The following is a 24,753-nucleotide window of genomic DNA, read 5'->3' as shown; positions in this document are numbered from 1 at the left end:
CCTGTGACAGACCGGGCAGAAGAAAGAGAGGAGAGATAAAATATGTTTGAACCGGATTACAGAAACGTGGTGGCATGTGCGCAGAACAAAGAAGTGGAGCGGATCCCGCTCTATGAGCATATCGTGTCGTTTGACAAGATCGGAGAGATCATCGGAAAGGATATGACGGCACTTTACCGGGGAGACGACAGGGATATTCACGAATTTTTCCGGTTGTACTGCAATTTCTTTAAAGATCACGGTTATGATATCGTGCCGTTTGAGTGCTGTATCAATGATATTATGCCGGGAGGAGGCGCACTTGGAGACAGCCGGGTCACTCCGGCGATCCAGGAGGAAGAGGATTTCCGGAAATATCCGTGGGAGGAGATACCGGAGATCTATTTTAACACCTATTCAAAATATTTTGCCGCGCTTCGCGATGAAATGCCGGAAGGAATGAAAGCGGTCGGCGGAGTAGGAAACGGGATCTTCGAAGGTGTACAGAATCTGACAGGATATGAGGGACTCTGCTACATCTCCGCAGACGATGAGGATCTGTATCATGAGCTGTTCCGCAAAGTCGGAGAGAATAATCTCGGGATCTGGAAACGTTTCATGAAGGAGTTTGGCAACGCATACTGTGTGCTGCGGTTTGGCGATGATCTGGGATATAAGAGCAGTACTCTTCTTTCACCGATGGATACAAGAGAACTGATCCTTCCCCAGTACAAGCCTATTGTCGATCTGGTGCACAGCTATGGAAAACCGTTTCTGCTCCATTCCTGCGGGAAGATCTTCGATGTGATGGACGATCTGATCGATAAAGTGGGAATTGACGCGAAACATTCCAATGAAGATCAGATCGCGCCGTTTCCGGTATGGGTGGAAAAATATGGTGATCGGATCGGCAATTTCGGCGGTATCGATGTGGATGTAGTTTGCGGATATGCAGAGCCGGAAATGCGGGAATATATTGCCGACGTGATCGCAAAGTGCAAAGGACACGGCGGATTCGCCTTCGGAACGGGAAATTCGATTCCGGATTATGTGCCTGCGGAGAATTATCTGACGATGATCAGGATCGTGCGGGAGATCCGGGGAGATTTCAAGTAGAGACAAGCGTTTTCAATGGTGCAGGAGAAGATACAGGACCGGGAGTGGCTTGGTAGCCATCCCGGTCCGTCTGTGCAGGAAAATAGAGAATTAATTATTTACAGTTTTCTTTAGAATATTCCGGATCGTTTCCTCATCTTCCTCCAATTCATCCGCAATCTCTGCAGTTGACTTGCCCTTAAAATATTTTTTCATGATCAGTTGGGTAAGAAGCTGTTCTCTGCCCTGCTCAATTCCTTGCGCTCTGCCCTGCTCAATTCCACGTTCAATTCCTTTTTTTATTCCCATTTCTTCTACATAATCGCTTAAATTGCACATCTGATTCAACTCCTCTCCCATTTTATTTTCCATCGGTATATCAAATTCGTATTCCAACAGCCTGATCTTTGATTCTGCTTTCATCACTGGAGACAAGAGAATATTCAGCATTTTTGTCAGCCGGTTGCCGTTTTCCGACTTGGGATTCAGACAGATCATAACTACGGTCAGTTTGTCGTATTCTGACTTCTGCTCTGGAATGCCCGGGCTTAAGTCGTCTTTGCAGATCTTATAATCTGATATGGCATTTCCGATATAATCCGGAGCGTTCATACAAATCCAGATAGTATATACTTTGTGAATACTATCATAGTCCGTCCCGGTAAATTCCGTTCCTTTTTGAGCGGAGATCATCCGGACGCCATAGAATATTCCCCTGGTTATGAGTGAATACCCGGGATGGAAATCTTTCTGGGCTTCTACATTGATGAGCATCTTGATCCGTCGCTTTTTCTGTGCATAATATACAGAGAAACGGATATCATAGTAGAGCTCTCCTTCCCCGGGGACGGAATCTTCCTGAGAATCTCCGCTGACTTTCTCTGCTTCCGGCAGAGTGGAGTTTGTTCCGGCTGATACATCTGACATATTTGCTGCACCGGTCTGTGTATTGGTCCGTCCGGGGAGAACGTTTACCTCAGATATCTCCACGTCTTCTCCAATGCATTTTCGGATCTGGCTGATCTCCATGTCTTTAAATTCTTCGGTCACGTATTTCATGATCCAGGCAAGGATGATCTTGTTTGCCAGAATCCGCTTGCAGTATGTATCGTATTGGATCTTGCCTTTCGCTAGAGTGAGATCTCCGGCAAGCTCATTTTTCATAGGCTTTTTCCTTTCTTCATTATAGCGAATGTTTTTCTCGGTTACAAGTGGTTGATTTATTTATGCATAGTCTGGAATTCAATAAAATTTCTCTAAATTGGGAAAATGTTTTCTAAAATGAAGTACAGTTCGTTTTATGAAATATTTTTGGAAAGTTTTTGGAAAATATTCAGGACAGCAAAGCAGCCAGGAACAGACAGGATCGGCAGTCCCTACCGTTTTCAGGAGCCGTTTTCTCAGTATTTTCACCCCGAGAAACACAGATTTTCATCATTTTTTAGTGTGAGTGTTAAATTTTAGAGAGCATTTTTCCGAAAAAGTCAGAGTGACAAAAGGTAATCTTTGTTGAAAAAAACAAATGCCGGACAGATAATATGGCTACAGACAAGGACAGTGGGTCCTGCAGAGATGTAAAAGATAGAAAGAAGGAAAACAAGGTGAAAAAGATTTGTATCGGAGTAATCGGTTACGGTGTTCGAATCGACATGCTTATGGATCAGATGAGAGCTCTTCCGGTAGATGTGGAAGTGACAGCCGTTGCGGATAAGAACCCTGCCAGAGTAAGAGAGCTGATGCTGAAAAACGGAACAGCGGAGGAGATGCATAGATTTGAGATCGACAAGATCGACGGGTTGCTGAGAAAGTGCCCGATGAATCCGGATCAGATTCATTTCTATGAAACAGCAGAGGAGATGCTGGAGAAGGAAGAACTGGACGGTGTGATGGTGGGAACCAACTGCAACACCCATGCACATTTCGCAAAGATGGTGATGGAGAAGAATCTTCCATTATTTTTAGAGAAACCGGTGGGTATCTGTCATGAAGATCTGGAGCTCTTAAAGGAATGTGACAGCAAACCGCATGCCCCGGTTGTCGTATCCTTCCCGCTCCGGACAACGAAGATGATCCAGACGGCGAAGAAGATCGTGGAGGCGGGAACTATCGGAAAGGTGGATCACGTACAGGCATTCAACGATGTGGGATATGGATTTGTGTATTTCCATGACTGGTACAGAGACGAGTCGGTGGCACACGGTCTGTTCCTGCAGAAGGCAACCCACGATATCGATGTGATCAATTACCTGTGCGGCGAGGATCCGGAAATGGTATGTGCCATGAAGTCCAAACAGATCTTCAAGGGAGATATGCCGGCGGGGCTGCGGTGCAGCGAGTGCGACAGAACCGAGACCTGTATGGAAAGTACCTATAATATAGAAAAAGTCCGCAGCGACACACCGAGAAGCGACTACTGCTGTTTCGCGGTAGATACGGGGAATGAGGACAGCGGAAGCATGATCGTCCGCTACGAATCCGGAATGCACGCCATCTACTCCCAGAACTTCTTCGCGAGAAAGAAGGCAGCGAGAAGAGGCGGAAGGATCTACGGGTATAAGGGGACACTGGAATATGACTTTATCAAAGACGAGATCCACGTATACGACCATATGAGCGATGCGGTGACGACCATGGAATTTCATACACCTGCCAATGGACACGGCGGCGGAGACCAGGTGCTGATGCAGAACTTTGTGGATCTGATCCGGGGCAAGGTAAGCGAGTCCATCGCTCCTCTTCGAGCAGGAATTATAAGCGCCCAGACCTGCCTGGCAGCGAAAGAGGCTTCCGAGCAGATGGAATACAGAAAAGTGAAAGGAGGAGCTGACCGTGAGTAAGAGTACGGCTGTAGCAAAGAAAAAGAAATGGTCGGAGATGACGCCCGAGGAAAAGAAACGGAAAAGGACCCGGACGAAAATCGTGATCAAACGGCAGCTTCCTTTCTACGGGCTGATGCTCCCGGGGTTCATCTGCCTGGCGATCTTCTGCTACCTGCCTCTTCCGGGTATCCTGGTAGCATTTAAGGATTATAACTGGAAAGACGGAATCTTCGGAAGTGACTGGATGAATCCGATCTGGAAGAACTTCGAATTCTTCTTTGTATCCGATGTGGCAGGCAGAGTTACATTCAACACGATTTTTTACAATGTGATTCAGCTTGTATTGGGTCCGGTTCTTGCCATTACGGTGGCTGTCCTTTTAAATGAGATCCGGGGCAAGGTAAGCGCATCAATCTACAAAGGGGCGATTCTTCTCCCCACATTTATTTCATGGGTTATTGTACAGTATATCATGTATGCTCTGATGAATCCGGGACGCGGAATCTTAAGTTCCGTATTCGGAATGGACATTAACTTCTATATGGAGCCCTCTTACTGGAGATTCATTATGCCTCTGATCTATCTGTGGAAAGGATTCGGATATAACTCGGTGCTCTACGTGGCGGCGATCTCCGGAATCAACACAGATTACTATGAGGCGGCGGAACTGGACGGAGCGAGCCGCTGGCAGAAGATCAAACATATCACGCTGCCGCTGCTGAAACCGACGTTCGTGATCCTGACGCTTCTGGCAATCGGTAACATCTTCAAAGGTGGAGCAGGAGACTGGCAGGGATTCATCACAGCCACCAACAACTCCGGTATGCTCTACCCGACTACAGACGTTATCGACTCCTATGTGTATCGCGCACTGCGTACACTTAATGACTACGGAATGTCTGCCGCGGCAAGTTTATACCAGTCAGTTGTCGGATTTGTGCTTGTACTTGTAACTGACCGTATCATCCATCGAATTGATCCGGATAGTTCAATGCTCTAGGAGGGATAGAAATGGAAGGAAGAAAACATAAAATCGGAGTATTTGACATATCCGTACATATTGTATTTATCTTACTGTCGCTGGTGTGTGTGGTGCCGCTTCTGCTGGTGCTCGGAATCTCTCTGACAGCGGAGAGTTCCCTGGTGGCCGACGGGTATCACCTGATCCCGAAGGTGTTCAGCATCGAGGCTTACCGGTATGCATTTTCCGCATCCAACACGATTTTCCGGGCCTATGGGATCACTATTTTCGTCACGGTAGTGGGAACGTTTCTTCAGCTGCTGTTTACAGCCATGACAGCTTATGCGCTGACGAGACCGGAAGTAAAGGGAAGGTTCTTTCTCTCCCTGTTGGTGTACATCCCATGCCTGTTTAACGGCGGTCTGGTGGCAAGCTACATCCTGATGAGCCAGACTCTGAATTTAAAGAATACGATCTGGGTGCTCTTTGTGGGGTCTCTGATCTCGCCGACAAACGTGCTGATCATGAGAAAATTCCTGCGCAGCATCCCGGAATCGCTGATCGAGTCGGCTAGAATTGACGGATCGGGAGAGATCCGGACGTTCTTCAAGATCGTCCTGCCGCTGTCCAAACCGTCCCTGGCATCCCTGGGACTGTTCACGGCAATTGCCTTCTGGAATGACTGGATGACATGTAATCTGTACATCACAGACCAGAAGTTATATAATCTGCAGTATCTGCTGCAGTCGATGCTGACTAACATCCAGACGGTTATGGCAAACGCCACCAGGACGGAAGGAATGTCCATGGCACTGGCGAACCTGCCGTCCGAGAGTATCCGTATGGCGACCTGTATCCTCGCCATCGGACCGATTATCTTCCTGTATCCGTTCCTTCAGAAATACTTTAACAAGGGTCTGACAATGGGAGCGGTTAAGGAGTAACTGTTGTATCAGACATCTGCAGCACAGATGTTGATAAATAAATTCAAATTCCAAATAAAGGAGGAAAACATTATGAGGAAACGTATTGTAGCCGTGCTTCTGGCAGGGACTATGGCAGCAGGCCTTCTGGCAGGCTGTGGAAACAGCGGTGGATCCGGCGGCGGAACGGAGAAGGAAGGAGAGGGCAGCGATGTCGTAGAAGTGAATTTCTATGTTCCGGCAGGTACTATTAATGATCAGGACAGGATTATGGAAAAGGTCAATGAGGTGACGGAAAAAGAGATCGGTGTACACCTGAACCTGAACTCCACAGCTTCCGACTACCAGGCAATCCAGCTGATGATTGACACCGGAGACGACTGGGATATGGCGTTTACATCCAACTGGCTGGGAGACTATTTCGGAAATGCACAGGACGGTGCATTCGCAGACCTGACAGACCTGCTTCCGAAGCTGGCACCGGAGACATATTCCACAATTCCCGAGTCTCTCTGGGAAGGCATGAAGGTAGACGGCAAGATCTATGGTATCGTAAACTACCAGCTGTTTGGTTCTTCCAAGAAGATCGGCTTACGTCTCCGCAAGGATATTGCAGAGGAAGTGGGATTCGACTGGCAGTCCCTCAAAGGTATGGAGATCTTTGACGCGCTGAACAAAATTGAGACAGAGTACCTGGCTCCGGCTATGGCTGCTCATCCGGACATGATCGGCTGGGAAGCGCAGAACGGATCAAACCTGTTCTCCCAGGCACAGGCGGCACAGTTCTTCAACTGCGAGTATGTGGGCGACAGTGTAGAGGGCAGCGTAGGCTGGATTAATTTCGACGACCCGACAACTGTATTCAACCAGTATGCAACTGATGAGTTCATGGAATACTGCAAGATGATGCGCAGATGGTATGAGGCAGGATATATTCAGCCAGATGCAGCTACTATAATCGACTCATCCGCAGACCGTCAGGCAGCAAGATTCCTCTGTGAAGTGGCGCTCGGATGGCCGGATGACGTGGACTTCCCGGTAGACAAAGGTATGAGTATGGTGACTGATATCACCCAGGCTCCGGCAGTGGAAGTCAGCCTTACAGATCTGATTATGCCGGCTGGTGCAGGCCCGACGGCTGCAGTTGCAATCAATGCTGAGTCAGAGAACATTGAGAAGTGTGTAGAACTTATGGAACTGCTGAACACGGATGATGACCTGTACAAGCTGCTCTGCTACGGCGAAGAGGGTGTGGATTACAGTTGGGATGATGCCGGAAATCTTGTTTATACAGATGGAGGTTACTTCATCAACTACAACGATTATATGATCGGACAGTCCTATGACGCAGACGGAGATTTCAGCCGTACACCTCAGCCGAAGAACGAAAGAGGCAAACAGTCAGAGGAAATGTATAAGATCGTATATGAAGGAGACCAGGAGGCAGAGGCTTCACCGCTGAGCGGATTCGTATTTGATCCTTCCAACGTACAGACCGAGATTGCAAACGTTACATCTGTTGTAAAAGAAATGCAGAAATCTCTTGTAACAGGTTCTGTTGATCCGGAGACAATGGTTCCGCAGTTCCTTGAGAGACTCCAGAGCGCAGGCGTTGACAAGATCATCGCTGAGAAGCAGGCACAGCTCGACGCATGGAACGCTTCCAAATAAGCTGTAAAAAGCGCATAGAAAACGTATATAAGACAGATAAATAAAACGGATATAAAAACCGGGACCGGCGCACAGAAGATGCACCGGTCCCGGTTTTTCAACATGCTGTATTATTCATTCCCTTTCGCCTGGAATTTCTGCCGGTAGTCACCCAGCGACATTCCGAAATAGTTCTTAAATCTTGTATAGAAATAATTGTTCTTTTCCAGTCCCACTTTTTCCAGAATTTTAGTCAGGGGCAGGTTTGTGTTCTGTATGTAGTATGCGACTTTATCCATGCGTACATCCAGCAGATACTGGGCCACCGACTTCTGCGTGTGCTGCTTGAAAATGTGCCCCGTGTAGTTGGATGACAGGCCGATCTTCTCCGCGATACCCGCAAGGCAGAGGGTGGGATCGGCGTATTCCTCCTCGATGATCTCGATAATGCGGGCAACAAGAAGCGGAGCTTTCTGCTGTGCCGGGTTCTCTTTGATCTGCTGAATTTCCTCACAGGCTTTCCGGAAGAAATTCTTTGAGAGATTATCAATATCTTCCCGGACTTCTGCATCCTCCAGACCGGCGATGACAAGTTTCATACTGTTCATGAGCGGCTCCTGGAGCATGGGGTACTTCTCGGAGAGACGCTCGTAGACGCCGTGAGCCAGGCGGACGACTGTGGCGGTGATATCATTATAGTCTGCCTCGAACAGGTGGTCCGTAAGCTTTTCATAAACTTCCCAGGCAGCTTCAAACTGTCCTGCAGCAAGCTGATCGCAGAGCTGGGAGAAGTATTTCGCTGAAAACTGGAATACTTCCGGCTGTATCTCGTCGCTCTGGTACGGATCGATCACCGCTTCGTGCCCGTAGCGCATCTTCAGGTGCAGGGCGTCAGCCGTGCGCCGGTAGTACATGGGAAGCTGCTCCGTCCCCTGGAATACCGGACTGTAAGCTGCGGTCATGGTAAAGTGCAGATATTTGGAAATATTTTCCTGTACGGTTTTAAACAGTTCCAGGAGATGATTCTCAAATGCCACCAGATCGTCATCGGGCGGACAGGCCGTCAGCAGGATAAATTTATCGTCGTCATGGCTGAATGCACTGCAGGTAAAGGAAGCTGATCCCAGTTCCTCCACGATATTCACCACGGAAAAACGCAGCGCCCACATCTCATCAGAAGAATGGGAAGACAGAACCTGACGGTAATTGTCCATCTTGAACACAGTCATGCAGAGTTTTCCGGTTTCGAGATAGGTCAGCCCCAGATATTCAAGATCCTGATGGACCTGTTGGGGGGGCGCTAAATGGTGATCAGTTATAAGATCGTTTAAAGTGGACTGGATCAGCGAGTAACGGCTCTTGTGCTGCAGGGAGCGGAGCTGTTCGTTGTTCTCATACAGTGAGGTTACAGTCTCCATGATCGTGCGAAACTCTTTCGTTTCGAAAGTCCGGTTATCCTTCGGGTTTTTTCCCTTTACGATGTGCGACAGCGCTTCAAGGGGCTGATTGAGCTGCTTTGCAAAACGGCGGCAGATGAACCAGCTGATGATCAGAACCAGGATCATGACAAGCAGGCACATCAGCATAATGAAGAGATAATTCTGGAAGATGGAACTCAACGGAGTGAAGTTCAGCAGCGTCCACCCGTAGGAGTTATTATCCGTGCCTGTTTTCAGGTAAGTCTTCCCGTCAACGGAGACATAGAAATCCGGAGAATCTGCCGTCTTCAACGCCTCTTCGGCCCAACCCTTTTCGTCACTGATGTCCAGGTTCAGAACTCCGGTGAGGAATGTGTCGCTGCTGTCCAGAAGAATGAAATTGGAAGCGGAATCAAAGGACAGATTCCGGATGGAACTGATGGGATCAATCAGCACGGAGATGTCGAAGTTTACGATAATGGCGCTTTGCCGGTTATCGACGGCGCCGGAGCCGATGAAGTAGTAATAGGTAATCACTTCCGCCGCCTCCGTACTCTCATCCAACTGGCCCGGGAGCGGCCTTCCATCATAGGATTCGGCAAAAGAAGGATCCTCCAGACGCGCGAACATTTCCTGGTCTTTGACAGAGTCAAGAGGCACCTGATGTCCGGTATCGGAGCAGTACATATTGTCAATTCGGGCATTGTACAGATACACGCTCTGAACATAGGGCATGGTAATAAGCATCTTGTTTACCTCCAGCTGCGCCTGTACGATACCGCTGACGCTGGGCTCGGGCAGGGAGAGGTATGACATGATGCCGTTATTGGTAAAGAGAAATCCTTCCAGACGGTTCGCGTCCTCATTGATCTTCTCAATGGCATAGTTGGTCTGTGACAGAAGCTGCTGGGTGTTATTCCGGACCGACTGCGTCATGGAACGGATAAAGACTGCTGCCAATAGAGTGGTCAGGAGGACAGAGGAAATGATCGACACGATCAGAAATGAGATTGACAGTGTCGAGAAGAAGCTTCTCTCCTCCGCTGCATTCTGTTTAATTCCTTTAAAGTCAAAGTGTAATTTTTCCCCCAGAGTCATAGGCCCCTCAATCCTTTCAGGTAGATTTATTTTGATGTATCGTTGCTGTATGTATGGAAGTCCGTCTCATGCTGCGGCGAATGTCCGTCTTTTTATTATAGGATGGAATATCTTTGTTTTCAAGCGATTCTTCGAGCGGATGGAAAGTCATATTTTTTTACACCTCCCCTGAGTTTTCCCGTATTCTTTGATAACAAAGGGTTTTTCGGAAAAGGCATCCGGAAAAATGAGAGTTAATTTTCAGAGTAAGCGTTAAATTTCGTAGTTGTCGGAGAGCGGACAGTTCATTACGATGGTAAGAAGAAAGAGCTGCCCGGGCGGCAGTATATTATTCAGGAGGCAGTATATTATGGAATGGAACCGGATACGGTCAGCGGAAGAAATGGAAGAGGAGCTGGACAGGGAAATACAGAAAAACAGAGTACACGGTTTCCGCATCCGCGTCCTCAATGCATACGGGAAGCCATGCCGGGGCGTGAGACTGCGGGCAGTACACAGAAACCATGAGTTTACATTCGGCGTGTGCCCCAACGGACATATCAGTATGACGAATCATCTGGCGTGCGGGGAGGGGCCCGGGGCAGAGCGCTACTGGGAAAGGATCGGAGCGCTTTTCAATGCTGTAACCCTCTGGTGGGGATGGCGGGTGCTGGAACCGGAGCGGGGGATCCATACTTTCGACCGGGAGTGCGGCGGGTACGGCCCCATGGAGCGGATGATTCAGAGAGCGGAAGCACTGGGGCAGCGGATCACTGCCCATGCCCTGCTCTATCCGCGGGATGACGTCTCCCCGCAGTGGATTGGGAAATGCACGGAGGAAGAGGCGCGGAAAGCCCTGGAAGCACATGTATGTGAGACCGTGGAGCGTTACCGTGACCGTATTTCCTGCTGGCATCCGGTAAACGAAGCCTATGACGAGATCCAGAAGGCGGGAAATCTCCGGGTAAATGAGGGACTGGTGTACCGGTGGGTCAGTGATCTGGCGCCCCATGCATCCATTGTGGACAACGGCGGACATACCATTGATCCGGATTTCTATGAGAAGGGGATCCGGAATGCCGGGCTGTTCGGCGGGCGAGTGGATGATCTGGGAATCCGGGGATATTTTGAACTCTACGACAGCAGTGCGGTATCGTTTTATAAGAGCATGTGGGAACATTTCGGGGCACTGGAAGAGCGCTACCACAGGGGCGTGAGGTTTACCGAGATCGGGGCGTCATCTGCACAGCGCCCGGGGGCTTATTCCCCGTGGGATGTGGACCCGACTACTGCGGGTCAGCTGGGCATCGCGAACGTGGAGGAGTACCGGGCCGGACAGCCCATCACAGAGGAGACGCAGGCGGATTTCCTCGTGCGTATGTACAAACTCGCCTTCGCCCATCCGGCGGTAAAAGAGTGTACCTACTGGGATCTCTGCGACACCTATACGTGGAATGAGACGGAGGGCGGCCTGATCCGCCCGGATCTTTCGCCGAAGCCTGCCTATGAACGGCTGAGAAAGCTGATCCGGGGGACCTGGAAGACGGAGGCGGTTCTGGAGACAGACGCGGACGGATGCTGTGGGTTTGGCGGATTTGACGGAGAGTATGAGGTGGAGTTTGCTGCCCGGCAGAGCGGGGAAGATGAGAAAGCACTGGCTGTCCGGAAGTACGGGGCAGAGATGAACAGTGAGCACAGGGAGTATGTGATTTGTGCAGAATAGAGAAGCGGAACCGGCAGCAGAACAGCGGATTGCGGAAACAGTGTGAAGGAAGCTGCGCAGAGAAAGCCGGAAGAATTACGGATGAAAGGAAAAGGAGAAAATCAATGTATCAGATCAGAGTAAAACAATATAACGGAAGCGTCCCGGTGACGGAAGAACTCTGGAGGATCGGGGAGAACAGCGGAGCAGAGGATGACAGCAGAGCGGATGGAAACAGCGGAAAAAGTGAGAAGCGGCAGATATATGAGGTAAAGACGGCTCCGCTGCAGGTGATCTGCGAGCAGAGCGGAACCGGGTATGTCAGAAAGTTCCACATCTGTGCAGCGGCACTGGAAGACCTGGAAATCCCGGTTTCCCTGACTCTGGAAAATGCCGTAGAGGGATGGGACAGGGATAATTATGTATTCATGCCTGCGGCAGTATACAACGGAAACCGTATGGAGAGCAGATACATCCCCTATCCGCCTTACTGTGCGGAGAAGACAGCAGACGGCTGGACGGCGGTGGTTACGGACATCCCACGTCTGGCAAAGAAAGAAGAAGAGTCCCGGATTCAGTTTCTCTCCGGAGACATGAGCACACCGGCGTCGGGCTATTATGAAAAGAAGAACAAAAAAGGATTTCTCATGCTTGCGAAACATGAGGAGAACGGAAGATATACGGGATTTACGGTAAAGGAGAATAAGGACCAGGCTGTTTTCAGCGTCTCCTCCCCGGGGGTGAGGGAGAAGAATGTTTATTTCTTCGGGGATCTTCCGGATGGTTCCGGTTTCTATCCCACCTGCGGTTATCCATCTGACGATGAAGGGGCACTGCTGAAAAAGGGAGATGTGCTTGTGCTTGAAGCGGAGTGCCATGCCTTTGAGGCAGAAGATATGAAACGGTTTTTCATGTATTTTAACCGTGTAAGAGAAGAGATGGAACAGGGAGGGGATTACTGCAGCATTCCGTTTTCCCGGGCTTATCAGACGGTGAAAGAAAAATGCATCCGGATGAATTTCTCCCCTGAGGGTTATCTGATGGTTGGAACAGGAGAAACGATCCCGGCACACTGGCAGTCCGGATGGGTCGGCGGCGGAATGAACACTTATTCCTACCTTATGGAAGACCGGGGGACAGCTCGGGAACAGGCACTTTCCACACTCCGGTTTATTGTGGAAAAGCTTCAGAGAGACAACGGATGGTATGTGCCTATGTATGCCGGTGGACAGTGCTACGGCGATGCATTTATGGATACGTCAAAGCCGGTTCTGCTTGTGAGAAAAGATGCGGATCTCCTGTATTTCATGGTAAAACAGGCCCTGTATCTGCGGGCGGAGCAGACGGCGCAGCGCGGAAACGGCGGAACAGAGCAGACCCCGGCAGGCACGGAAGCAGGCGGAGGCGTGCATGCGTCGGAGAATAGGGCGCTTCTCCATATTGTAGAGGAGAGCATTCTGCGCCAGGCGGATGCGTTTGTGCGGTTCTTTGAGAAACACGGGCAACTGGGACAGTTCATCGATATGGAGGAAGAGGAGCTCCTTGTGGGAGATACCGCCAGCGCGGCGATCGCCTGCGGGGCGCTGGCTCTGGCGTATGAATATTTCAGCGGTGCAGAGGAGAACCGGGAGCAGGGAGATGCAGGAGCAGATCATAAGAGAGCAGAGGAATATCAGGAAAGATGTGCAAAATATCTGGAGACTGCGGAGAAACTGGGGGACATCTATTGTGACGGCTGCCTGAGAAAAGGCGTGGTAAACGGAGGCCCCGGCGAGATCTGCCAGGCCCCGGACAGCGAGTCTGCTTTCGGTCTTCTGGAGTCCTGTGTACAGCTCTACGAGACGACAGGAAAGAAGAAATGGCTCGATGCGGCGAAGGAAGCTTTTGAACTTGCCGTCACCTGGGTGGTGAGCTATGACTTTGATTTCCCGGAGGGGAGCGCTGCGGCTAAGATCGGGGCGCACACGAGGGGCACGGTATTTGCCAATGCGCAGAATAAGCACTCGGCACCGGGCATCTGCACCCTGTCCGGCAACTCGCTGCTGAAACTCTACCGTTTTACCGGAGATCAGAGATATCTGGAGTGGATGGGCCGGATCAGCCATGCTCTCTCCCAGTTCGTATCTCTTCCGGACCGTCCGGTTGACACACTTGCAGATAAACCTCTTCCGGCGGGATTCTTCAATGAGCGTGTGCAGATGAGCGACTGGGAAGGAAAGCATACGGTGGGCGGCTTCCTGTACGGCTCCAACTGGCCGGAGACGACCATGCTTCTGACCTATGTGGAGATCCCGGGTATCTATGTGGATCTGGACCGGGACGTAGTACAGTGCAGTGACCATGTGAAGGTGGAAGTTGTCAGAGATGCGGGAGAGTCTGCGAAGGGAGCAGCCGGCAGTGAAGCAGCAGGCGGCAGAACGGGGGACGGAACAGACGGCAGGGTCGTCCTGCGGATTGCGAATCCGACTGAATATGACGCGGAAGTTACGATCCTGGCAGATCACAGTCTGACGGAGAAAAAGCTGGGACACGGTTATTTCGGACGCATGAAAAAAGTGGCGGTCCCTGCCGGGGCGGAGATCCGGATTTCGATAGGAGGAAAAGGAGAATGACAGAACAGATCATTCTGGATGAAAACAGCTACACAATAAAACATAATGAAGAAACCCGCATCTGTTTCAGGACAGGGCTTTCTTCTGAGAATCTGAAAAGAAAAGACTGCCGTCTGCAGCTGCGGGGACGGGTGGGAATCCATCCGTCTCTCATGTATGAAGGCGGACTTCCCCTGCTCTTCCGGGATATTGACGATTCTCTTTCAACGGAGACGCATCACAGCAGATTTTCTTTAAAAATCGTCTCCAGCGGGGGGGACTGGCCCCGCCGGGCATATTACCGGATCGACTGCCCGCCCCGGATCAACTCCCAGTACGCGGTGCCGGAGAGTGGGGATACTACCTGGAAGTTCCACGGGCTGGTGCGGACGCAGGATTTCACAGTGGAAGAAGGCGGGGAGGCGCAGATAGTCTTCGAGACATACCGTAAGAAAGAGGGCAGGGACGTCCGGGATATCAGCGGCGAGGCAGATGAGACAACGGTGATATTTCTGCCTGCCGGGACAGCGGACTGGACAGACATTTCCGGAGAGATCACAATCGACTCCGACACGGCTGCGGTGCTTGTCTCCATCTGTACGGAGAAGACGCGGGGAACCCTGTGGATCGAAGATCTGTCGCTGACGAACGATACCGGCTTTAATATCCTTCCGCCCTTTGATCTGACCAACAAGTATCATCCTTTTATGAACTGGCTGGGAGAAAATCTGTCCGGGAAGGAATGGACTTCCATGGACGTGGAGCTGAACGGGGAGAAACTGGGGATTCACAGGCTGTTTCAGCGCTGCTTTGCAGGTGCGGAGAACGAGATCCGTATCCCGGCGGGAGTGCTGCGGGAAGGAGAAAATGAGCTGGTTCTGAGTAATGCTTCGGACTATCTGTGCCCGGCGCCGTATACGCTGACCCGCCTGGCGCTCCATCTGGAGGAATACGGAGCCGTGACGCTGATCTACTGCCCGGAGTATGTGCCTGCGGGGGAAGAGTTCGGGATCCTGGTGCGCACCCGGGAGCCGGAGACGGAAGTGGAGATCCTGGTGCCGGAGAAACTGACGGTTGTAACGGGCGTGACACGGATGAATTTCGCGGAAGCGGGGCTTCATGTGATCCGGATCCGCGCAGGAGAGGTGGGTGCTCACTTGCAGGTGGAAGTGCGTGCCTGCGGGGAGACATCCGCGGCAGAGATTGCCCGGATCGTCAGGAAAGACGGGGACGGCGTGGTAACCGGAAGCGGGGACGCAGTGTATATTCCCCAGGAGATGGATGACATGGAAGACTTCCTGCGTTGGTATCTGTCCGGACACTTGGGAAATATGCTTACCTTTCGCCCGGTTTACCGGTGGTGCGGGAGCCGGACCTGCCATCCGGACGTATGGAAGCGGATGGCAGAGCTCTTAAACGAACTGAACGTCAGCTACTGCTATATCAGCGACGGCAGAGAGCTGCCGGGTATCAATGCGAATCCTTCCGATGAGATGCTCCAGGGCAAATACTACCTGGGAAGCCAGGGACATGAGAGAGACGGGGCCTTTTATTACTGGCTTCAGACTGCCCGTTATGTCAACGAAACGCTCTATGAACAGATCTGCCGGAAAGTGTGCCGTCACCCGGATTATACGTACCGGACTCCTTTTGAGTACGGCCCGGACGACGTCTACTATAATTTCAGTCCGGTAAAGTGTAAGGGAATGGACGACGGGGCAAGGCAGTTTGTGGAAAAGATGTCACGGTCGCTGAAAGGGATACGCAGGCATACAGGTCCTTCGACTCTCTTCAAATATATTTACCAGGCAGGCGTGGAAGTGTGCGGCGCGGAGCTGATGTACGGACCTGTAGAAGTGATCCTTTCCGCTCTGCGGGGCGCCGGCATCGCTTATGACAGAGACGTGTTTACCGCCCACCTTGCCGTGCAGTGGGGAACCACGCCCCATGACAGCGACTCCCATTTCCGCAGATTCCGGCTGGCGCTCTATATCAGTTACCTGCAGGGGTGCCGGCATATTAATACGGAAGAGGGATTCTACCGGATGGAGGAGCTCTTCGCCGAATCTGACCGTTTCAGCCCTTCCTGTGTGGGACATGCGGACGTGCAGAGGGAGTTCCTGCGTTTCGTGGAGACGCACAGCCGCAGGGGAACCATGGTCAGCCCGGCAGCGCTGCTTCACGGGGCGAATGACGCCTGGGTCTGCTTTACGCGGAGAAATGCCTGGTCCCAGGAGGGGGAAAAGTGGAAGTTCGACACCCCGGAGGAAAGCTGGGATCTGATCCGCGTGTTCTATCCGGATTCCCTTCTGGATGCCATTTACCGCCATCCCTGTCCGGACGCGCCCCAGGGGTATTACACAAGGACGCCTTACGGTACGGTGGATATCCTTCCCGTGGAGGCGTCTGTGGAGAAATACAGGCGATACAGTCATATGGCTTTCCTCGGTTTTAACACAGCGGAGGAAAAACATGTGGATAAACTCTGCGAATATGTCCGGGAAGGTGGAAAACTTCTGCTCGGATGGTGCCATCTCTACACGGATACGGACCGGGATGATGCGATCCGGGGGATTCCCCATCCGATTGATGCAGAAAGGCTGACCGGAGTCCGGCTGAAAGGATTCCTGCCGGAGAAGGACGGGGTGTCTGTGGGAGAGATTGCTCCGGGTGAAAATGTTGAGGTGCTCCGGGAGAAGGACGGACAGCCCCTTCTGATCCGGCACTGTATCGGCAGGGGAGAAGTTTATCTTATGAACGTCAGAGAGTACCCGGCGGCAGCGGGCGTCCGCGGTCTCTATGAGCAGGTCCTCACGCAGTTTGCCCGGGAGGCATCCGGAGAACAGTTGGAGAAGGGCTGGCTTACCGGAAACGATACGGTGGAGAGCGCTGTTTATGACCGGGAGGACGGAAGCCGCGTGATCTATGCGGTCAACACAGACTGGTGGAGCTCTCCGGTGAGGACGGCATATGCGCAGCTTCATCTGGCGGGAAAGGCGTATACTCTGCCGGTGGAGAGAGACCGGATCACCCAGATTACCATCCGGGGAGACGTGGCGGCTGTGACTGACGGGATGGAGACCGAGGTACTGGACATTGTCCGTGGTGAAGACAGCTGCCGGGTGATCGTTCAGGGAAACGCCGGGGATACTGTGACCGTGTACAGTGCAGAGAACGCGGAAGTGCAGACCGGACTCTCTGCGGACGGCGTGCAGGAGATCGGGATTTAACGGGAATACAGCAGGGATATAAACAGCACAGGCCAGTGGATGCCGGTGCGGATCGGAGCGTTAATATGAACGATATCATGAAAAGAAATTATCACCAGAATCTTGGGAGACCGAGGGTGAACACTATGCCTGACCGGGCTTACTATATCCCCTGCCCGGCGGATCAGAGCACGGCAGCGAAAGAGAACAATCCCAGTGTGATCCTCCTGAACGGGATGTGGGATTTCCGATTCTATCCCTCTGCCGGGGAGGCGGATCCTTTCTGGAAGAATACTGCAGAAGGGGACAAACAGCAGGACGGGAACGGGGAGCAGCAGATGAACGCGCAGATCCCGGTTCCCTCAAACTGGCAGTTCCACGGCTATGAGGTGCCGGTGTATGAGAACATTGATTATCTCATTCCCTATATCCCGCCCTATGTGCCAAAGGAGAATCCCTGCGGCTGTTACCACAGGGAATTCCGGATCAGGAAAAAAGAAGGAGAGCGTTACTTCCTTAATCTGGAGGGAGCGGATTCCTGCCACTATGTCTATATCAACGGCACGTTTGCCGGATACAGCCAGGTTTCCCATTCCACGGCAGAGTATGAGATCACCGGGCTTCTCAGGGATGGGATAAATGAGATCGACATCGCGGTGCTCAAATGGTGCGACGGTACCTATCTGGAAGATCAGGATAAATTCCGTCTGTCCGGCATTTTCCGGGACATCTATATCTTAAAGAGACCGGCAGACTTTATCTTTGACTATGCGGTACAGACCCGGATCGGCGACGGGAAAGCGGTCGTCTCTGTGCGGATGAAGACTGCGGGAAACCTGGATGGGGTGCGGACTGCGGGAAATCATGATGGCGCGCAGATACCGGGAAAGATGCGTGAAGAATCCGGCGGAGACAAAGATGAAAATCCCGTGTGGAAGCGGATTACGGTCACGGACCGGGAAGGGAATCCTGTAGCGCAGGGAGAAACTTCCGGGGAGAAACTGCTCCTCGAGATCCCGGCCCCTGTGCTGTGGAACGCGGAGCAGCCTTACCTCTATGAGATGCTGATCGAGACGGAAAATGAGCGGATCCGGGAGCGCGTCGGCATCCGGGAAGTCTGCGTAAGGGATGGAAAGGTGCTTGTAAACGGCAGAGCCATTCTGCTCCGGGGCGTCAACCGGCATGAGAGCTGGCCGGATACGGGATATGTGTGCAGCCGGGAACGGATGGAGACCGATCTGAAGATGATGAAGCGCGCCAATGTGAATGCCATCCGCACCTCCCACTATCCGGACTGTCCGGAATTCTACCATCTCTGCGATGAGTACGGATTCTATGTGATGGATGAGGCAGATATGGAATCTCACGGCACCTGGGGCATGAACGGGGAGCGTGACCTGGAGCGGTACAGCGGGACCCAGGCAGACCCGCGGTTCGGGACAGCGGTCATGGACCGGGCGGTACGTCTGGTAGAGCGTGACAAGAACCGTCCCTGCGTGATCTTCTGGTCACTGGGAAATGAAAGCGGATACGGGGAAAATACGGCGGAAGCAGCGCGGAAAGTGAAGGAGCTGGACAGCACACGCCTTCTCCACTATGAATCTCTGATCTGTAAGGAAAAAGATAAAGGCAGACTCGATGAAAGCCCTCTGGATGTGAAGGGGATCATGTATCCGGAACTGGAACTTGTGGCGGATTACTGCGAATCTTCTGCTTCCGCGCCTGCGTCATCTGCGCCTCCCGTATTCTTACGGAAACCGCTGATCCTGACAGAGTACGCCCACGCCATGGGAAACGGCCCGGGAGGTCTGAAAGAATACTATGACCAGTTTTACCGCTATGATATCCTGGCGGGCGGTTTCGTCTGGGAGTGGTGTGACCATGCGGTTCTGCGGAAGGCGGAGACCGGAGAAAAGCAGTTCCTCTACGGCGGTGATTTCGGGGAAGAGAAGCATGATAAGAATTTCTGTGTGGACGGCCTGGTCTTTCCGGACCGCCGTCCCCACACGGGACTGCGGGAATTGTGGAACTGTGCGCGTCCGGCGGCAGTGATCCGGACAGGGAACGGATACCGGATCGAAAACAGACTGCATTTTACAGATTTAAAGGACTATCTGGAAATCCGCTGGAGCGTAAGAAGGGACGGGAAACTTCTGGAGGAAGGCACGGCAGAACCGTTCAGCGTACGTCCGGGCGAGAGCCGGGAGCTAGATATCCCTCATGGGAAGCATCCGGGAGAAAGGGTGTTCCTGAAGATCGATTTTTATAAAAAAGGGTCTATGAAGTACCCGGAGGATGGAAGCTGGCTAGGATTTGAGCAATTCCGTCTGGATGATGTTCCGGCGGAAATGGAGGAGAGCGCGGAAATGGAAGAGACCGCGGACGGGAAAGCGAAGCCGGATGAAGGTGAAGAACTGCAGCTCTGCGAGACGGAGAATTCTGTCCTGATAAATGGCCTCGACTTTGCTTACCGCTTCGACAAAACGGCCGGAAATTTTGACTCCATGGTTTACTGTGGAAAAGAATACCTGCACGGTCCGGTGGAATATCAGATGTATCGGGCACCTCTGGACAACGATATGTACTTATGCGGAAGAGAGCCCGGCGGAACTTATAATTTCAAGACCATGGGATTCGACCGGATCCGTCCTTATGTATATGAGGTTATCGTTGAGAAAGACGTCCGGGAAGCGCAGCAGCAGGAAGTCCGCATCCGGTGCAGGCTTTCTCTCGTTGTTCCGGGACGTGCGTCCCTTGCGGATATCGACGCGGTGTTCTGCATCGATGGCAGAGGGAAGATCACCCTGAAGCTTCAGACCAGAATCCGGGAGAGTATTCCCTGGATCCCCAGATTCGGACTGCGTTTTCATCTGAACCGGAGCGTGGACCGGTGTACCTATTTCGGGTATGGCCCAACGGAGAGCTACGTGGATAAGAAGGAAGGCACATGGCTTGACCGTTTTGAGGGAAAGGTGGAAGAGATGTTCGAGCCTTATATTTTCCCGCAGGAAAATTCTTCCCACTGCGGTACGGAATACTGTATTCTCTCAGACGGAAAAGAGAGGCTGAAAATCACATCGGAAAAACCGTTCAGTTTCAGCGTATCTGAATATGAATGGGAGGAACTGGAGCGGAAAAACCATGACTTTGAACTGGAAAAATGCGGGGACACCGTCCTCCATCTGGACTACTATATGAGCGGTGTGGGCACGGGAAGCTGCGGTCCCGAAGTGAGGCCGGAGTACCGCCTGACCGAAAAGAATTTCTGCGCACAGTTTACCCTGGCTTGGAAATAAACGCAGGAGGCAGAAAGAATCGTACAGATCATAGAAGAAATATCAGTGATAAATGAAAGAAACAGGAGAACAACTGCGATGGAAAAGATTATTGTGATTTTTAAAACCCATCTGGATCTGGGATTTACGAATTTTGCCCGGACTATCAAAGAGTGTTATATGAAGGAATATATCCCTAATGCCATGCGGACAGCCCGGGAGATGCGGGGAGAGAAGGAGCGCTTCATCTGGACCACCGGTTCCTGGCTGATCGGGCAGTATCTGGAGGAAGGAGAACATCCGGAGTGGATGGAGGATGCGATCCGCCACGGAGAAATCCGCTGGCATGCTCTTCCGTTCACTACACATACAGAGCTGATGAACCGGGATCTCTTCCGTTACGGGCTGAATATCTCCCGGAAACTGGATGAGCGTTTCGGGGTGAAGACGGTGGCTGCGAAGATGACGGATGTGCCGGGACATACCCGTTCTATGATTGCTCTGCTTGAAAACGCGGGGGTGAAGTTCCTGCATATCGGAGTAAATCCCTCATCTACAAGACCCGCTGTTCCGGATCTGTTTCGCTGGGAGAGTGGAAACGGGGAGTCCGTGATCGTGATGTATAACGGAGATTACGGTCAGATGACAGAGATCGGAAAGAGCGGGACGGCTGTATACTTTGCCCATACGGGAGATAACCGGGGACCCCAGTCCGCGGAGGAGATCCGCAAAGTTTACCGGGAACTGCACGGGCGTTTCCCGGAAGCAGAACTGGTGGCAGGAACTCTTGAGGACGTGGCGGAAGCTGTGGAGCAGGCAGCAAAAGACGGCCGGGTGGAACTGCCTGTTGTAACGCAGGAGATCGGCGACACCTGGATCTTCGGCACAGCGTCCGATCCGGGAAAGGTGAGCAAGTACCGGGCTCTGCTCCGTTTAAAAGAGGAACTGCCCGAGGAGGATATGGAAAAAATGTACCGCCACCTGATTCTGGTGCCGGAGCACACATGGGGGCTGGATGAGAAGATGTGGCTCGGCAGGCAGCTGGAGAACGGAGAGCTGGAAGGAGAGCACCGCTACTTTAAGAAGGAAGATTTCCTGCGGGAAAAGACGACGGAGAAATTCCGCAACATGGAGCTTTCCTGGCAGGAGCAGAGAGATTATGTGGAAGACGCGGTAAACAGCCTTTCCGGAGAATCTCTCGCGCGGGCGAAACGTGCGGTTTCTGAATATAAGAGACCTCTTACTGATCTGACTGGATATGAGAAGAAAGAGCCCGGACAGCTGATGGAAATCGGCGGTTACGAAGTGAGCGTTGGAGAAGACGGTTCGATCGATACTCTGTCACGGGACGGCAGAGTGCTCGCGGATAAGGAACACAGACTGGGGAGCTTTGTCTACGAAGTATTTTCCCAGGAAGAATATGACCGCTATCTGAGCCAGTATGTGATCACTGATGAGTCCTGGGCCATCGAGGACGACAGTAAGATCGGGATAGCGGAGGCCATTGACCATTACAGGCAGTACCGTCCGGAGAAAACAGAGGTCCGGACAAAAGGGAATGAACTGGTGATCCGCATGAAACTGCCGGAGGAAGCGGTCCGGCTGTACGGAGGCATGGAGGAAACGGAACTGAAAGTCGTGTTTGACGAAGATAAGATTACCTTTGATTTTGCATGGACAGGAAAACAGGAAAGCCGTGTGGCGGAAGCGGCATGGCTTGGATTCTGCCCGGCGGATGAGATCCGGTGGATCCAGAAGATGGGCGGAAAGATCCGTCCGGATGATGTGGTGTCCGGAGGGGGAAGGCGGATCCACGCTGTGGAGGAAAAAGTCGCCATGGAGCATCTTACTTTCCGCACTGTGGACGCGCCGGTCATCAGCCTGGAACGGCCGGGACTGCTTGATTTTACCGATGAGATACCTGCGGCGGATAAAGGGTTCTGGGTGAACCTGTGCAATAATGTCTGGGGGACAAACTTTACCATGTGGTACGGAGAGGACGCCAGATTCCGCGTGGAGATGGAACTGGAAGGAGAAAAGTAAGGAAGCGCAGAAGAGGTGTCAGAAGTACCGGAAGACAGGAGTAAAAGAACACGGATGCGAGAAGAAAGGCGGAGAGCAATATGAGGACAGTCTATGCAGGAGATTACGGGATTATGCCGGAGGGCGCAAAAGCCCGGCAGTGCGGAGATGAGGCGGAGCGTACCCTGACGGAGCGTTTTCGGAAGATGACAGCAGAAAATCCCCGGGATACCCGTTTTGTCCTGGAACAGGGAACGTATCATTTCTATCCGGCGGACGCCGTAAAGCGGGCGGTCTCCGTCTCCAACTCCGATCAGGCGGAGTCACGGAGCTTCGGCGTGTTTCTGGAAGATCTGGAGCATGTGTGCCTGGAAGGTCAGGATGCGGTATTCTGCTTTCATGGCGATATGACGCCCCTGGCAGTTTCCGGATGCCGTCATATCGAGGTGAAGAACCTGAAGATCACCTCCGCCATGCCCCACGGCGCGGAGGCGCGTGTTCTACGGGCGTCGGAGGAGGCGGTTGAGATCGGGATCGATCCGGGAAAATTCCCCTGCTGCATCGAGGATGAGAAGCTGTATTTCCTGCAGGAAGGGGAGAAAGCTGACGCTGATGTGCGGAAGGAGCCCATGTTTGCCGCAATTGAGTTTGACGCGGACACAAACCGGGTGAGAAGCGGGGCGGGAGATACATTTCCGCAGGTGAAGGCGCGTTTTGTATGGAAGGACGAAACAAGGACGGGTGAAAGCCCATGTGCAGAGAAAATTCCGCAGGAGAGGATGCCTGAAGACGGAACGGCTGTGGTGCGTCTCGAGGGAAGCTTCCGGGTGGTACCGAAGCCGGGAAATCTTCTCGTACTGCGGCACGGAAAACGGGTGCATCCTGGGATGCTGGTGCAGCATTCGGAGGACGTTCTGGTGGAAAGTGTGACGGTATACCATACGGCAGGCCTGGGGATCGTGTTCCAGTTTAACCGGGATATTACAGCCAGAGGCGTGGCATTTACCGCGGACCATGCAGGCGGATACCAGATCATCTCCGGCCATGACGACGGACTTCATTTTTCCAACAACGGCGGGCAGATCACCATAGAGAACTGCCGGTTCCGGGGGCTGATGGATGATCCGGTGAATGTACATGGAACCGCGGCCGGGATCCGCAAGATCAGCGGGGATAAAAAAGTGACCGGAGTTTACTGCCATCCCCAGTCGGCGGGATTTGAGAGGTGGGCTTCTCCAGGGGATGAGATCGCATTTCTCCGGCCGGAGGACAGAAGCCTTGTTGGAACAGCAAGAGTTGCTTCATACCGGCTGATCACACCCGTGGAGTTTGAACTGGAACTGGCGGATAAGATACCGGAGGGGGCAGATGAAAACTGTTCTCTAGAAAACCTGACCAACACGCCGTCTGTTCTGTGCCGGAACAATTATTTTGGAAGCTGCCGCGCCCGGGGAATCCTGGTGACTACGCCGGGGCAGGTACGGATTGAGAATAATATTTTCGAGTCGTCGGGAAGCGCCGTCACCATTACGGGAGACGTGCGGGAGTGGTACGAGTCCGGGACGTGTACAGACGTGTCGGTCCGGGAAAACCAGTTTTTGGACTGCTGTACTTCGGCATACCAGTTCTGCGATGGCGTGATCCACATCGAGTCCGGCGTGGATCCGCAGTCGGAGCAGATGGTACACCGGAATATCCGGATCGAGGACAACCTGTTTGTGCAGGGGAAAGAGACGGTGCTGTTCGCAGACCATACGGGGGAGATCCGGTTCTGCGGCAATGTGATCTGGGCCGGAAGAGGCGGGCAGGGAAGTCCCAGAGTGGTGTTTAGGAACTGCAGGGATGTGCAGATGGAAGGGAATGAGATCATAAATTTCCCGGACAGATATTTGCAGGCGGAGTTTAGCGGGGAGGTTTATGGGGAGAAAGTGATACTTAGATAATATGGTGTGATGGCACAGGGGTAACAATGATTTACAGTTCAGGAGGTTATAGGAATGCAGAGGATTAATGTTCTGGATGAAATCTGTGA

Annotated in this window: 13 protein-coding genes; 11 read left to right on the top strand and 2 right to left on the bottom strand. The window is 52.3% G+C overall.

Going from position 1 to position 24,753, the window contains the following annotated elements; all coding sequences use genetic code 11:
• Nucleotides 1-42 precede the first annotated feature (42 nt).
• Nucleotides 43-1,095 carry a uroporphyrinogen decarboxylase family protein gene (locus tag B5F07_RS14770; protein ID WP_087162054.1) on the top strand — a complete coding sequence of 351 codons (1,053 nt, stop codon included), beginning with the start codon at nt 43-45 and terminating at the stop codon, nt 1,093-1,095.
• A 90-nt stretch (nt 1,096-1,185) separates the two neighbouring features.
• On the opposite strand, the gene B5F07_RS14765 is transcribed toward B5F07_RS14770, so the two are convergent.
• Nucleotides 1,186-2,238, bottom strand: a complete 1,053-nt coding sequence (locus B5F07_RS14765) for a sigma-70 family RNA polymerase sigma factor (protein ID WP_087162053.1) — start codon at nt 2,236-2,238, stop codon at nt 1,186-1,188.
• 437 nt (nt 2,239-2,675) lie between these two features.
• On the opposite strand from B5F07_RS14765, the gene B5F07_RS14760 reads away from it, so the two are divergent.
• From B5F07_RS14760 to B5F07_RS14745, 4 genes are all read left to right on the top strand, one after another.
• Nucleotides 2,676-3,911, top strand: a complete 1,236-nt coding sequence (locus B5F07_RS14760; RefSeq protein WP_204248854.1) for a Gfo/Idh/MocA family protein — start codon at nt 2,676-2,678, stop codon at nt 3,909-3,911.
• Complete coding sequence (locus tag B5F07_RS14755; protein WP_204248853.1) at nt 3,904-4,893, top strand: ABC transporter permease; 990 nt, start codon at nt 3,904-3,906, stop codon at nt 4,891-4,893. The genes B5F07_RS14760 and B5F07_RS14755 overlap by 8 nt, the downstream gene beginning before the upstream one ends.
• A gap of 11 nt (nt 4,894-4,904) precedes the next feature.
• Entirely contained in the window at nt 4,905-5,798 is an 894-nt protein-coding gene (locus tag B5F07_RS14750; RefSeq protein WP_087162051.1) for a carbohydrate ABC transporter permease, read from the top strand.
• Between the two features lie 72 nt (nt 5,799-5,870).
• Nucleotides 5,871-7,448 (top strand): ABC transporter substrate-binding protein, encoded by a 1,578-nt coding sequence (locus B5F07_RS14745; RefSeq protein WP_162613144.1) that lies wholly within the window; start codon nt 5,871-5,873, stop codon nt 7,446-7,448.
• Nucleotides 7,449-7,558: 110 nt separating this feature from the next.
• Here the strand turns inward: B5F07_RS14745 and B5F07_RS14740 are convergent, their stop codons facing one another.
• Complete coding sequence (locus B5F07_RS14740) at nt 7,559-9,943, bottom strand: helix-turn-helix transcriptional regulator (protein WP_087162049.1); 2,385 nt, start codon at nt 9,941-9,943, stop codon at nt 7,559-7,561.
• A gap of 349 nt (nt 9,944-10,292) precedes the next feature.
• Between B5F07_RS14740 and B5F07_RS14735 the strand changes: the two genes are divergently transcribed.
• The 6 genes from B5F07_RS14735 (at nt 10,293) to B5F07_RS14710 (ending at nt 24,664) form a co-directional block, all read left to right on the top strand.
• Entirely contained in the window at nt 10,293-11,645 is a 1,353-nt protein-coding gene (locus B5F07_RS14735; RefSeq protein ID WP_162613143.1) for an endo-1,4-beta-xylanase, read from the top strand.
• A gap of 104 nt (nt 11,646-11,749) precedes the next feature.
• Nucleotides 11,750-14,236, top strand: coding sequence for a hypothetical protein (locus tag B5F07_RS14730; RefSeq protein WP_140398032.1), 2,487 nt, complete (start codon nt 11,750-11,752; stop codon nt 14,234-14,236).
• Entirely contained in the window at nt 14,233-17,445 is a 3,213-nt protein-coding gene (locus tag B5F07_RS14725) for a hypothetical protein (protein WP_087162046.1), read from the top strand. Before B5F07_RS14730 ends, B5F07_RS14725 begins: the two co-directional genes overlap by 4 nt.
• Nucleotides 17,446-17,510: 65 nt before the next feature.
• Nucleotides 17,511-20,720 carry a glycoside hydrolase family 2 TIM barrel-domain containing protein gene (locus B5F07_RS14720; protein ID WP_087162045.1) on the top strand — a complete coding sequence of 1,070 codons (3,210 nt, stop codon included), beginning with the start codon at nt 17,511-17,513 and terminating at the stop codon, nt 20,718-20,720.
• A gap of 78 nt (nt 20,721-20,798) precedes the next feature.
• On the top strand, nt 20,799-22,742 hold the full coding sequence (locus B5F07_RS14715) for a DUF5054 domain-containing protein (protein ID WP_087162044.1): 1,944 nt from the start codon (nt 20,799-20,801) through the stop codon (nt 22,740-22,742).
• Between the two features lie 80 nt (nt 22,743-22,822).
• Entirely contained in the window at nt 22,823-24,664 is a 1,842-nt protein-coding gene (locus B5F07_RS14710) for an alpha-1,3-galactosidase-related protein (protein ID WP_087162043.1), read from the top strand.
• Nucleotides 24,665-24,753: the final 89 nt, after the last annotated feature.

The sequence above is a fragment of the Lachnoclostridium sp. An169 genome (assembly GCF_002160525.1).
GTDB classification, from domain to species: domain Bacteria; phylum Bacillota; class Clostridia; order Lachnospirales; family Lachnospiraceae; genus Mediterraneibacter; species Mediterraneibacter cottocaccae.
The sequence above is the reverse complement of the archived record's forward strand: the minus strand, read 5'-3'. Positions and strand labels throughout refer to the sequence as shown.

Bases quoted from the DNA above. Each gene is read 5' to 3' on its own strand.
- B5F07_RS14770 (WP_087162054.1), top strand. From the start codon at position 43: ATGTTTGAACCGGATTACAGAAACGTGGTGGCATGTGCGCAGAACAAA.
- B5F07_RS14765 (WP_087162053.1), bottom strand. From the start codon at position 2,238: ATGAAAAATGAGCTTGCCGGAGATCTCACTCTAGCGAAAGGCAAGATC.
- B5F07_RS14750 (WP_087162051.1), top strand. From the start codon at position 4,905: ATGGAAGGAAGAAAACATAAAATCGGAGTATTTGACATATCCGTACAT.
- B5F07_RS14745 (WP_162613144.1), top strand. From the start codon at position 5,871: ATGAGGAAACGTATTGTAGCCGTGCTTCTGGCAGGGACTATGGCAGCA.
- B5F07_RS14740 (WP_087162049.1), bottom strand. From the start codon at position 9,943: ATGACTCTGGGGGAAAAATTACACTTTGACTTTAAAGGAATTAAACAG.
- B5F07_RS14735 (WP_162613143.1), top strand. From the start codon at position 10,293: ATGGAATGGAACCGGATACGGTCAGCGGAAGAAATGGAAGAGGAGCTG.
- B5F07_RS14730 (WP_140398032.1), top strand. From the start codon at position 11,750: ATGTATCAGATCAGAGTAAAACAATATAACGGAAGCGTCCCGGTGACG.
- B5F07_RS14725 (WP_087162046.1), top strand. From the start codon at position 14,233: ATGACAGAACAGATCATTCTGGATGAAAACAGCTACACAATAAAACAT.
- B5F07_RS14720 (WP_087162045.1), top strand. From the start codon at position 17,511: ATGAACGATATCATGAAAAGAAATTATCACCAGAATCTTGGGAGACCG.
- B5F07_RS14715 (WP_087162044.1), top strand. From the start codon at position 20,799: ATGGAAAAGATTATTGTGATTTTTAAAACCCATCTGGATCTGGGATTT.
- B5F07_RS14710 (WP_087162043.1), top strand. From the start codon at position 22,823: ATGAGGACAGTCTATGCAGGAGATTACGGGATTATGCCGGAGGGCGCA.